This window comes from Lentibacillus sediminis, from assembly GCF_002763455.1.
GTDB classification, from domain to species: Bacteria; Bacillota; Bacilli; order Bacillales; family Amphibacillaceae; genus Lentibacillus_D; species Lentibacillus_D sediminis_A.
The window spans coordinates 20931-33409 of record NZ_NIXK01000010.1 but is presented as its reverse complement, the minus strand read 5'-3'; the positions used below and the strand labels follow the sequence as shown (position 1 = coordinate 33409).

Here is a 12479-nt window from a genome sequence, read left to right as displayed (position 1 = left end):
TAATGTATTATGTCTTACTCCTATATTAAATACTATCTGGGGGAAAAATACTAGTCTATTTTTGGTTTTTTTACAAAAAAATTATATCAGATTCGTAGGAACAGTATGACTTAATGTCAAACTATGTTCACATGTCATAGGGAGAGCTTGCTTAAGCCGGGTTTTTCATGTTTAGGAAAGGGTATAACTATGGAGAGACAGGAGAGAATCGTGATGCCAAAATACAGAAAAGGATTATTCCTCTACAACGGAAACGCTGGAAACAATAACATAGAGCAAAATCTCAAGCTTACCCTGCCTGTACTGGCCCAGGCCATTAAGGAGCTTACCGTCATCCAAACAGCATCGGAGGAAGAGGCGCAGGAATCCTGCAGGACATTTGCTAAAGATATTGACATTCTCATCATTCTTGGCGGCGACGGAACGGTGAATGCCTGCATCAACAGTCTTGCTCCACTGGAAAAACGGCCGGCAGTGGCTATCTTGCCAGGCGGGACCTCCAATGATTTCAGCAGAATGCTTGGCATACCGCAGCAGCTGGAGCAGGCGGCTTATGCCATTGTGCGTGGTGAACCCACTGCTATCGACATCGGGAAAACAGGAGAGAAATACTTCCTGAACTTCTGGGGCATCGGTCTGGTTGCCGACACGTCGCAAAATATCGACGATGATCAAAAGAGAAGCTTTGGTGTCTTCAGCTATATTATGAGCACGCTCCGCACGGTCAGCCAGACAGAGCCCTTTCCTTATGAAATCACCACAGGAGAACAGACCTACACAGGAGAAGCGGTCATGGTGATTGTTTTAAATGGGAAATTTCTCGGGACAAGGGAGCTGCCTGTCCCGACGATTGACCCGTCAGACGGGAAATTTGATGTGTTAATCGTCAAAGACTCCACGATTGCCACTTTCCGTGAGCTGCTGTCTATGAATAATCCGAATACGGAACAAAGCCAGCTGAGCGATCTTGAGCATTTTCAGACAGATAAATTAACGGTGGCTGCTGATCACCCGAAATCGGTGGATATGGATGGGGAAATCACCGGCAGCACCCCTGCAGAAATCGAGGTGCTGCCTGGCCACATTCAGCTAATCCAGGCTCCGGCTTTTTCATAAGGTTGTTTTCTAAATGATTGGGACTGAGATTATTCGCCCTATCGAAAACCGCTTGTTGTTTTGAGAGAATATCTATAAATTGCCGCTGCGGAAATACCCTTCGCTTTCCGGGAAGCTGCCGATCCCCCTTGTGCTGGCGCACTGCGGGGTCTCGCCTAAGCTCTTCTTCCCGCAGGAGTCTACGGGTATTTCCTCCGCTGGGGGATGTGCCTCTTAAAAACAAACAACAGTTACCCACTCTGTATCTGGTTGATTGGAGCAAAGGGACAGACTCCTGTGGTAAAACAAGAGTCTGGTTAAGGGACGGAAGGCTTAAATCGCGAAGTCCTGGACCGCGATTACTCGTCCCATCGAATACTGTTTGTCTCAGACGCCTTCATGACTAACACCCTGTTAGCCCGAGGCTGAAGCCATGCCCGCGGAAAGCGACCGGCCGCAGCGGAAATCAACAAGCACTATGTCGCATTTTTCATCAACCACGAAATAAATAAGCAACAGAACATACGAATAGAGTCCTTCATAAAAAGAGGTTTTAAATTTCCTCCCAGCGGATACATTCTATGGAGAAACAGAGGAGGAAGATAATATGCGTGTATTAGTCATTGGAGCAAATGGTTCTGTCGGAAAGCAGGCAGTTGAAAAACTAAAAGCGTCAGAACATGAGCCGGTAGCTATGGTACGTAAGGAAGAGCAGCTTTCCCAATTTGAAGAAATGGGAGTACAGACCGTGCTCGCAGATCTGGAGAAGGATTTTGAAAAAGCGTATGACGAGATAGATGCCGTAATTTTCGCTGCCGGTTCCGGTCCGAACACCGGCCCGGATAAAACGATTATCATTGACCAGGAAGGGGCAATTGAGGCAATCGATCTGGCGAAAAAAAACCAAGTCGAGCGCTTTGTCCTGCTTAGTTCCATGGGAGCCGACAATCCGAAAGACGCAGAAAAAATCAAACATTACCTTTATGCAAAACACCGTGCGGATGTGTACCTGAAAAACTCGGGAGTGGACTACACGATTGTACGTCCGGGTGGACTGACCGACGATCCGGGGACCGGAAAAGTCAGCCTGGAGAAAAAACAAGCATCGTTCGGGCAGATTCCCCGTGAGGACGTTGCATCTGTCCTGGTGCACCTTGCCGGAAAACCGGAAGCGGCAAACAAACAATGGGAACTGATCGAAGGAGATACAGCAATTTCTGAGTTGTAATTGATTTAATGAGGGCTCAATTCTTGACTATTTCAGAAATAATTCCGCTTTTTCCTTTAGGAGAGGCGGGATTATTTTTTCAGTAATTTATGTAAAGGTTTTGTTACAAAAAGGTTACAAATAAGGTTTATCTATAAAAAAGCCTGGGTATATAGTTTTATAACGAAAGTTTAGCATCAAGGAGGCGACACAATGAATGATAAAAAAACAGTAACCATTTATACAGGCAATGACAACGAACAATGCATTGCATTGCTTGAGCAGATGGATGAATGGGAAATTCCCTATAAAGAAAAAAATATCACGGATAATGAAGAATATAAGAAGGAATTGCAGGATCAGGGCATTTACGGAACCCCGGCCACTTTTATTGAAGGGTACCGGCAGGCGATTCTGGGATTCCAGAAAAATAAACTGGAACAGAGCCTGGGACTTGGCAGTTTCCCGTACCGGTAATGGAAGTAATGATGTCCTGATCTTTCGCACATCCAGTGTCTCGGCAGCATAACCTGTAATAGTAAATGCTTACTTGAAAGAATGCCGAAAAGGAGGGTGTGCATTGATTCACCATCATCCTTATTATCATTGGTCCATACCCCATAACGAAGCACCGTACCATTATATTCCATACGAACCGATGCAGCCTCATACTCACACTACGTTTCATGGGCCGATGACGTATAAAACACCATATGAACAATTTGCCAAACCAGAACAGCCGCAATACTGGCCGGATCCCAGTCAAAGTTTCGCAGCCTTGGAGCAGCCCTATTCTGCTTCATCGCAAACGGCCAAAGGTGGACAGATTGATTTTGATAAAATGCTGGCGACGGTGGGGCAACTGGCAGGCACGTACCACCAGGTTTCCCCGATTATCAAAGAGGTCAACACACTGATAAAAGCATTCCGCTGACCGCGTTAGCCAGCTCGGGGACATGCGTATAAAGCATCCCGGCAAAACGTATGCTAACATCATGCCGGAACACAGCAATTTGTGCTGCAAACGCCAGGCAGCGGCATCTGGGATAAATGATGAGAGATTACAACATGTATGCAACAAGGAGAAATGGACGATGATTGGTTGTTTGATCATTCATGGCTATACGGGAGGTCCATATGAAGTGGGCCCCCTGGCGGATTATCTGAGAGAACGCACCAACTGGCATATCGATGTTCCGACATTGCCTGGTCACGGAAGAAACTTAAATCTGGAAAACGTTTCGTATCAAAAATGGATCGAAAAAGCAGAAGAAGCTTTAAAACAAATGGCCGAGCATTACGATGAAATTTACCTGATTGGCTTTTCGATGGGCGGGATGATTGCTTCCTACCTGGCGGCCAAGTATAAGGTGGATAATCTGGTGCTCCTGGCCCCTTCCGGTAAATTTTTATCCTTAAAACAGATGAGCCTTGACTTTGCTTCTGTCATCGCGGATGGCATGAGAGGCAATCTGGATAAGAATAAATTTTATACACATTACCGGAAAAAAGCGGGAAATGTTCCGCTCAAGGCCAATCTGGAATTTCTTAAATTAGTGAAATTCACCAGAAAGTATTTGAAGAAAGTAACTGCACCGGTCCTGATCGCCCAGGGTCAGCTGGATGGAATGGTCCCCTATAAGACTGCGTACTACCTGGACAAAGAAATCACTTCCGAGCAAAAGGAAGTAGTCTTTTTTGAACGGTCCCGTCATCTCATCTGTCTCGGCGATGACAAAGATACGTTAAACACCATGGTATATGAGTTCCTGACCAAAGCAAAAGCAAAGCCTGCCTCGTAGAGAGCGGGCTTTGCTTTTTACTTAGGGTAAACTATAATATGAAACGTCACTTTAAGGCATCGCGAATATTTCGGGGTGAATCCCCCGGTAGAAAAGACCGACAAAAGCGTTCTCAAAGACATTTCGCAGTGATTTCCGTGCAGAAATGTCTAATAGAAGCATTCTCAAAGACATTTCGCAGTGATTTACCGGCAGAAATGTCTAATAGAAGCATTCTCAAAGACATTTCGCAGTGATTTACCGGCAGAAATGTCCAATAGAGGCGTTCTCAAAGACATTTCGCAATGATTTACCGGCAGAAATGTCCAATAGAAGCGTTCTCAAGGACATTTCGCAGTGATTTCCCATCCGAAATGTCCAATGGATGATTTTCAGTTTCTTACTCCCCAAAGATTTCTTCCGCCTTGGTCGGTTTATTTTCAGCCATGAATATCCGCCTCATTTCGTTGGAAAGTAAAGTGCATTTGCTTTCCGAAAAGCCATCATCAATCCTTGAAAAACGAAATAACCAACGCACCCTCACCGCCGTATGCAGCAATCAGCGGCCCCATTTCTGTCAAATAGGCATCTTTAAACGGATATTTTTCCCGGATGGCTGCCAGAACATTTTTGGCCCGGTCTTCTGCTTGGCAGTGGGTCATCGAGATAACTTTGTCTTCCACGTTTTGTGTGTATTCGCCGATTTGCTCGATAAACCGCCGGATCGATTTTTTATCACCTCGGACTTTTTCAGTTACTTCGATGGTGCCCTCGTCGCTTGCACGCATTAGCAATTTGATATTCAGCGTTTTGGCAAGTGTGCCTTTCATTCTGTCCAGACGACCGCCCAAAATTAGGTTTTCCAGTGTTTTCAGTACGAATAGCGTAGACGTTTGTTCCACCCGCTCTCGCAAATGGGCAGCAAGCTCTTCAAAGGAAAGCCCTTCTTCCAGCTTTTTGCCTGCTTCATGGAGGAGGAGCGCGATGCCGCACGAGGCAGTTTTTGTGTTAATCACTTCAATCTGCCGCCCGGGCTCTTCTTCCAGCAGCATGTCTTTCCCCATCACGGCGTGTTCATAGGTACTGCTCAGGCCATTGGACAAGCTAAGCATAATAATCGGCTTGGACGCATCTGCCTGTTTGTATATCTCGTAAAAATCGTTCGGGCTCGGGGCGGCAGAGCTGGGCAGTTCTTTTGCCTCGCTTATTTTCCGGTAAAAACCGGGCAAATCCAGGTCGACACCACTCTTGTAAGTTCCATCTTTAAAATGCAAATACAGCGGAACCACGGTCACATCCAATGTTTCTTGCAGGCGTTTTGGAATATCCGCGCCGCTGTCTGTCATCAATTGAATTTCCATGCCTTCCCCCGCTTTCCTTATAGGCTTGACGTTTTAATCTTTCTCCCATTATAACACAGTAAAGGTATGGCCATGTTGCTAGTCTCCTTCTTTCCTGGCAATGGTGATATTGCGTTTTTTGGTCGTACTCAACACAAATAAGAACAAGCCGAATATCACAATCGTACCGCCAAGCAGCTGCGGCCAGGTAACAACTTCCCCAAGAATCAGGTAGGCCAGAATCGAGGCGCCGATCGGTTCAAACACAATCGCCATGGAAATGGTCGAGGTGCTCAACCATCTCAATGCCCAGTTAAATAAGGTGTGGCCAAAAAAGGTCGGGAAAATCGCCAGCGTCAGGAAGATCCACCAATGGTCTGCCGGATAACCGAAGAATGCATTGCCCAGGATCAAATTATAAAGGATCAAAGTAATTGAACTGACGCCATAAACAACAAATGTATAGGTAATGAGTGACAGGTTGCGCCGCGCGCTCTGACCTGCCAGGAAATAAACGGTAACCGCAATCGCACCGAGCAGTGCCAGCATGTCTCCAAATAAAGCCATTCCGCTTATTTGAAAATCTCCCCAGGAAATGATGAAACTGCCAAACAGCGCGATCAGCATGCTGATGATCGCACCAAACGTAAATCGTTCCTGAAACAAAAAATAGGTGCCCAGAAAAGCAAAGATCGGCTGCAGGGTAACCAGCACTACCGAGCTTGCGACAGATGTATAATTTAACGATTCAAACCAGAGAATAAAATGCAGAGCCAGAAACACACCGGCAAGGGCGGACAGCAGCCAGTCTTTTTTGCTGATCAGCCGAAATTCATGCCGGTATTTTAAAAGAATAAGCGGCAGCATGATTAAAACAGCGAACAGCAGCCGGTAATTGGCAATAATGCCTGCGGGCGCGCTGTCCGCCAATTTCACCAGTACGGCCGAGGATGAAACAGAAATCACACCAATCACAACGGCGGCATATGGGTTGAACGGAGGGACTCGCATGTCATTCCTCCTTCGATCTATTTTAAGTAAGAACTTGTTTTGCATTAACGGGTTTCATTTTACCACGTGGCGGACAAAAAATCATTTCAGAGTTAGTCTCAGCGGAAATTATGTGTTATGATGAAACATGAGTTTTCGAGTGAGGCCTCTTGGCAGATGAAAAGTATAGACTTTCTTATTCTGCATAAGTACAGGCGTTGACTGCCGCCACAAAATTTGGCGGCAAGCCAGGGTTTTTACAGCGTTTAATTGCGAAAAAAGAGCAAGCCGGGCTGCTTGCAGCAAAATATAGATGAATTCAGCATCATTCCATTTAGCTGCGTGAAAAAGAACGTGATAAATTTAAGGCCTCTTCTGCGAATTAATTCCAAAGCAGCATGGCGAACTCGCCGGTTCATTCCGGCAAAAAAAGGCCGTGGCTGACACCGGCAGATACCATTCTGCCAAAGAAAATAGAAGAAGGAGTAGACGTATAGGTGACAACATTTAATGAACTGGGTGTCTCAAGCCCCATATTGAAAGCATTGGAAAAAATGGGATTTGAAGAAGCGACACCAATTCAAGCAGAAACCATTCCCTTGGCGATGGAGGGGAATGACGTAATCGGACAAGCACAGACAGGTACAGGGAAAACCACCGCATTTGGCGTACCGATGATCGAAAAAATTGACCCCAAAGAACGAAAAATTCAAGGGCTGGTCGTAGCGCCAACCCGCGAGCTGGCCATCCAGGTAGCAGAAGAAATTAACCGACTGGCCAAATTTCGCGGCATCCGGGCATTGGCCGTATTCGGCGGACAGCATATGGAACGGCAAATCCGTGCATTGAAGGATGGCCCGCAAATCGTCGTGGCTACACCAGGCAGACTCTTAGACCACATGCGCCGTAAAACGATCCGTATTGATAATGTGCATACAGCCGTTCTTGATGAAGCAGACGAAATGCTGAACATGGGCTTTATCGATGATATCCGCGATATTTTAAAAGGGATCCCGGATGACAGACAAACCCTGTTGTTCTCTGCGACAATGCCAAAAGAAATCCGCGACATTGCGACTAATTTGATGAACGAACCAAAAGAAATCAAGGTCAAAGCGAAACAAATGACCGTGGAAAACATCGATCAATCTTTTGTCGAGATTCCGGAGAAATTCAAGTTTGACACCTTGAATAATCATATGGATATCCATGCACCTGAACTGGCCCTTGTTTTTGCCAGAACGAAAAAACGTGTGGATGAAATTGCTGAAGGGCTGCAGGCCAGAGGATTCCGTGCTGAAGGCATTCATGGCGACCTGACTCAAGGTAAACGGATGTCTGTGTTGAATAAATTTAAAGGCGGCCGGGTGGATGTCCTTGTCGCGACCGACGTAGCGGCACGCGGATTGGATATTAGCGGCATTACCCATGTCTATAATTTTGACATTCCGCAGGACCCGGAAAGCTATGTACACCGTATTGGCCGTACCGGAAGAGCCGGACGCACAGGGGAGGCAATTTCCTTTGTTACACCAAGAGAAATTGCTCATCTTAAGCTGATTGAGAAAACAATAAAAAGCAAGATGAACCGCCTGATGCCTCCAACTAACAAGGATGCGCAAAGAGGCCAGCAGCAGGTAACCGTTGATAAGATTCAAAAAACGATCGAGCAAAATGATTTGAAATCCTATCATGAGACGGCCAATGAACTGCTCGAGGAAAACGATTCGATCTCGGTAATTTCTGCAGCACTGAAGCTATTGACCAAAGAACGCCGTGACACACCGGTGAAAATTTCTTCGGTGGCACCAGTCAGCGTGAAGAAAGCAAAAGAGAGCGGTGGCGGGCATCGTCGTTCCAACAATAAACGTTTCCATGGTGGCAAGCGAGGCGGCCAGGGACGCAATCAAGGTGGAAGAAACCAAGGCGGACGCAACCGCAAAGGGAACTACCAGAAACGCCGGAATCGTGATTAAGAAATAAGCATGAACAAAAGCTCCTCTTATGCAGGAGCTTTTTTTCTAGTACATATTTTGTAAGGCTCTTTTTCGGGCAGAAGATTTCGTTCACGGGTTGAAGTTCTCTTTACATGGGTTGAAGTTTCTGCTCTTGGGTTGAAGTTCTCGCTCTTGGCCAGGAGTTATACCACAGTTTATAGATAGGGTGATAAAATCAAACGCCCTATTGCAAAGATGAAACTTTTTGCTTACTACCTCGTAATAATAGTAGAAGCAAAAATAAGGGGGAGATAATAATGAGACAGCCGCCTGTGAATACGATCGCTCGAGATGCGATCAAGGCCTGGAAAATAACTGCTGCGCTCTATGTGGCTATTTTGTGGCTGATTACCATTGGGCTGTTCTGGTTAATCGTCGAATTTGACTTGCCTGGCTGGATTGGCTGGACCGCTGCTGGAATCAGTGCTGTGAGTACTTATTTATTTATCTTTCTGCTGCCGGAATTACGCTGGCGCAGATGGCGTTATGAAGTGTTTGAGCAGGAGATATACATACAGCACGGCATCTTAATTGTGACCCGTACGATTGTACCAATGATTCGTGTCCAGCATGTTGATACAAGTCAAGGTCCGATTTTGAAAAGGTTCCAACTGGCCAGTGTGACGATTTCCACTGCCGCAACAACTCATGAGATTCCGGCACTTCTAGAGGAAGACGCATCCGAACTGAGGGACCACATTTCCAGATTGGCAAGGGTGGATGAAGATGATGTCTGAGGCAAAACGGCTGCACCCGGCAGCAATCATTTTTAATTTTATCCGCAGTCTCCGGGAAGCAATTTTTCTTATTATATTTGGTTATCTTACATTCAGTGATACGTATTTCCTTTATTTCATATTGGGCGGTGTGGCACTGCTGCTGGTGCTGATTGCGACGAGTGTTCTGTCGTGGTACCGGTTTACATACCGTGTGGAAGAAGAGGAATTACGGATTGAATATGGCGTTCTGGTTCGCAAAAAGCGGTACATTTCCAAAAACCGCATTCAGTCAATTGACCTTACGTCCGGTGTCCTGCATCGTTTGCTGAAGCTGACCAAGGTAAACATTGAAACCGCGGGGAGCGGAACAGATGCCGAAGCGTCTCTGAAAGCCGTGAAGCTGGCTGAAGGAGAGCGTTTGCGCAGTGAACTGAAAAAGGGAGCAGGACAGGAGACCGTCGAGGCGCAAACCGAAGAAGATGAAGAAGTAGTGCCGCAGGATCAGCCGACTTTTAAGATCACATTCAAACGATTGTTTATTGCCGGGACGACTTCCGGAAGTATTGGGGTTGTGTTTGCAGCCTTTGCATTTTTCTTCTCCCAATTCGAGCAATTTATCCCGGATGAGGTTTATGACACGACGATGAATTGGGTGATTGGCTTAGGCATTGCGCTGATGATTGGTTTGGCCATTCTCGTATTGCTTGTGCTTTGGCTATTGGGGATTGCCGGTACGATGATTAAATATGGGAATTTTACTATTGTCCGCAATAAAGATGAACTGTTTATTACAAGAGGGTTGCTGGAGAAAAAGCAGCTGACGATCCCGCTGAATCGGATACAGGCGGTAGGTGTACAGGAAAGCCTGATTCGCCAGCCACTGGGGTTTGCTACTGTCTTTGCCGAAGTGGCCGGGGGTTCGATGGATAAGGGAGAGGACTTTTCCACCGTGCTGTTCCCAATTATGAAAAAAGAGGAAGTCGAGGGATTTTTGCAGGAGCTAATGCCGGATTATGCGGACCAGGAGGAGCCGTTCAAGCCACTGCCGAAGCGGGCACTGAAAATTTATTTGGGGTACGCAACCTGGCCGTTACTATTCGTTGGAGCAGCCGTCCTGTACTTTATCCCGCAGTTTTTCTGGGCAGTATTGATCTTAATTGCCGTCTTCTTGTTTTTAGGGTACCTGCAGTATAAAGATGCCGGATTCCGAGTAGAAGGCAAACGGCTGAGTATCAGGCACCGCACGTTTGGCAGAATGACAGTCAATATTTACCATAGGCGCATGCAGGCGTTTGAAAAAAAGCAGCATAAACTGCAAAAACTTCAGCGGCTGGCCAGTATGAAGGTGTCGATCATCTCCAAATTTGGTGCAGGAAAGCATTACAAGCTGACGCAGCTTGAGGAGGAGGATGTTGACAGTCTGGGTGACTGGTATTCTTACAGAAAGGAAAATGAGGTGCCCGGTAGTTCAGCAGAGTAAAAGGGGTGAATATTGGGTGGAGAAGGAAGCGGATGTTTTGTATCGTGAAGTGCAGCGATTTCGTCAGGTGTGGATATGGGTCCTTGTAATGCTGGAGGCAGCCATCTTTTGGTACGGGTTTATCCAACAGATTGTGTTTGGTATCCCGTTTGGTAATAAACCTGCGCCGGATGCAATAATGGTTTTTCTCTGGCTTTTGTTCGGGATTGGTTTTCCTGTATTGATGCTTTGGGTGACGAAACTCGTTACCGAGGTGCGAAGGGACGGACTCTACATTCGTTTCACTCCTTTTCATAGGCGCTGGAGGATTTTTTTGTATAAAGACATACGTGAGGATAAAGTAATCACCTACAGCCCCTTAGGTCGTTTCGGCGGCTGGGGCCTTCGAATTAATATGCATGGAGAAACGGCCTATACGATGAGCGGCAAGCAGGGAATTCGGCTGAGGTTGAAGTATGAAAAGATTGTGGTTGGGTCTGAGAATCCGGATGAATTGAAGGAAGCGATGGATGCGACTAGGGAGGCAGAGTATGATGAATCGTAAATGGTGGATCCTTCCTGCAATTCTATGCTTTTTATCCGTTTTCTTGTTTCCGGCATCTTCCCACGGCACATCGTGGGCATATTCCTTTGTGGTATGGGACGGATATATTTATAAAGTAAGCGGTGAATATGTAACCGACATAAATAGTGAAATAGGAAAAGTCACGAGCTATTCGGATATGGAACAGTATACTGGAAACTTTTCCAACGTTTATGAAGAAGGAACGAAATATTTTTCCATCCAAGGAGTGGATACAGAGGATGCGATCGCCATTCAGGAAGAAGATGGCAGATTTATGAAAGCGCTTCGGGATGGAGAATACACGTATGAAGAAGGAAGATCCAGTGGCATGCTGGCAGTCGCTGGGGTGGCGCTGTTGAGTATTGCGTTTGCAGTCTATTTAGTAATTAGGCGAGTGAATAGATGAATGAGATGGTTTAGGGGAAGGGATGAGCACAGTGATTATGCGAATGAGCGATGGGGCTGGCCTGTATGTGGAACGAAGCGGAGAAGGGACTCCGTGCATATATCTGCATGGCGGACCTGGCTATTGGAGTGAGACTTTTAAGCATTTTACCGGAAGCTATTTGGAAGAGCAGATGGATATGATTTACCTCGATCAGCGTGGCTGCGGCCGTTCGGAACATGATAAAAACAGGGATTATTCGCTGGGCCGACTAGTCGATGATATAGAAGAGGTCAGAAAGCAGCTGGAAATTCCAGCATGGTATGTGATGGGGCATTCCTTTGGCGGCATTCTTGCACTTCACTACGCTCACTGTTATCCGGCAGCCACGAGAGGTATCATATTGACCAATGCTACCTTACATCTAACAGACTCTTTCAGTCATCAAATCACAAAGGGACATGAAATGCTAGATGCAAAATCTATCGATACCCCGGCAAACGATCTGCCCTCCTTTATGAACTTGTTTTATTCAATGCTGGGGCAGCTGATCGCTGAGGATAAATATTTTCATTTGCAGTTTAAAGACGAACATATTAAAGAGGAGATGGATCAGCTGGATGAAGGGTTAAACACAGATCCCTCTTTTCAGCATGATGTATTTACGACAGAAGGTTACTTCCAAGATTTTACATATTTAACCGAAAAAATAGATCTCCCGGTATTAACTATAGCTGGAAAACATGATCACGCTGTCGGGCCGGAGCATCACGAAGCCTTTAAATTCCCTGATAACACCGTTGTTGTGCTGGATAGCGGGCATCATTCTTATGCAGAAAATCCAAAAGAGTTTAGCAGTGCAGTTTTAACATTTTTGGAGCATGCGACTAAATGTGATCTTCGATGGGGAGGTGTATAGA

Annotated in this window: 13 protein-coding genes; 11 read left to right on the top strand and 2 right to left on the bottom strand. The window is 46.1% G+C overall.

Annotation, left to right across the window (positions count from 1 at the left end; translation table 11 throughout):
• The first annotated feature begins 213 nt into the window (after positions 1–213).
• The 5 genes from CEG13_RS15395 (at position 214) to CEG13_RS15375 (ending at position 4104) form a co-directional block, all read left to right on the top strand.
• On the top strand, positions 214–1116 hold the full coding sequence (locus CEG13_RS15395; RefSeq protein WP_100012777.1) for a diacylglycerol/lipid kinase family protein: 903 nt from the start codon (positions 214–216) through the stop codon (positions 1114–1116).
• A gap of 586 nt (positions 1117–1702) precedes the next feature.
• Positions 1703–2323, top strand: coding sequence for an SDR family oxidoreductase (locus tag CEG13_RS15390; RefSeq protein ID WP_100012776.1), 621 nt, complete (start codon positions 1703–1705; stop codon positions 2321–2323).
• A gap of 192 nt (positions 2324–2515) precedes the next feature.
• On the top strand, positions 2516–2779 hold the full coding sequence (locus CEG13_RS15385; protein WP_100012775.1) for a glutaredoxin family protein: 264 nt from the start codon (positions 2516–2518) through the stop codon (positions 2777–2779).
• 103 nt (positions 2780–2882) lie between these two features.
• Entirely contained in the window at positions 2883–3236 is a 354-nt protein-coding gene (locus CEG13_RS15380) for a YppG family protein (protein WP_100012774.1), read from the top strand.
• Between the two features lie 160 nt (positions 3237–3396).
• A complete protein-coding gene (locus CEG13_RS15375) occupies positions 3397–4104 on the top strand; it encodes an alpha/beta hydrolase (RefSeq protein ID WP_100012773.1) in 708 nt (235 codons plus the stop codon).
• Between the two features lie 485 nt (positions 4105–4589).
• Here the strand turns inward: CEG13_RS15375 and CEG13_RS15370 are convergent, their stop codons facing one another.
• Both CEG13_RS15370 and CEG13_RS15365 read right to left on the bottom strand, forming a co-directional pair.
• Positions 4590–5444, bottom strand: a complete 855-nt coding sequence (locus CEG13_RS15370; RefSeq protein WP_100012772.1) for a DegV family protein — start codon at positions 5442–5444, stop codon at positions 4590–4592.
• 78 nt (positions 5445–5522) lie between these two features.
• The gene (locus CEG13_RS15365) at positions 5523–6434 is read right to left on the bottom strand and encodes a DMT family transporter (protein ID WP_100012771.1); all 912 of its coding nucleotides are present in this window, start codon (positions 6432–6434) and stop codon (positions 5523–5525) included.
• A gap of 476 nt (positions 6435–6910) precedes the next feature.
• On the opposite strand from CEG13_RS15365, the gene cshA reads away from it, so the two are divergent.
• From cshA to CEG13_RS15335, 6 genes are all read left to right on the top strand, one after another.
• Positions 6911–8389 (top strand): degradosome RNA helicase CshA, encoded by a 1479-nt coding sequence (gene cshA / locus CEG13_RS15360; RefSeq protein WP_100012770.1) that lies wholly within the window; start codon positions 6911–6913, stop codon positions 8387–8389.
• Positions 8390–8667: 278 nt separating this feature from the next.
• Positions 8668–9147, top strand: a complete 480-nt coding sequence (locus CEG13_RS15355) for a PH domain-containing protein (RefSeq protein ID WP_100012769.1) — start codon at positions 8668–8670, stop codon at positions 9145–9147.
• Entirely contained in the window at positions 9137–10609 is a 1473-nt protein-coding gene (locus CEG13_RS15350) for a PH domain-containing protein (RefSeq protein ID WP_239984670.1), read from the top strand. Before CEG13_RS15355 ends, CEG13_RS15350 begins: the two co-directional genes overlap by 11 nt.
• A 16-nt stretch (positions 10610–10625) precedes the next feature.
• A complete protein-coding gene (locus CEG13_RS15345; RefSeq protein ID WP_100012768.1) occupies positions 10626–11153 on the top strand; it encodes a DUF6141 family protein in 528 nt (175 codons plus the stop codon).
• Positions 11140–11580: a hypothetical protein gene (locus CEG13_RS15340; RefSeq protein ID WP_100012767.1), complete on the top strand. Its 441-nt coding sequence runs from the start codon at positions 11140–11142 to the stop codon at positions 11578–11580. Before CEG13_RS15345 ends, CEG13_RS15340 begins: the two co-directional genes overlap by 14 nt.
• A gap of 22 nt (positions 11581–11602) precedes the next feature.
• Complete coding sequence (locus CEG13_RS15335; protein WP_239984669.1) at positions 11603–12478, top strand: alpha/beta fold hydrolase; 876 nt, start codon at positions 11603–11605, stop codon at positions 12476–12478.
• Position 12479: the final 1 nt, after the last annotated feature.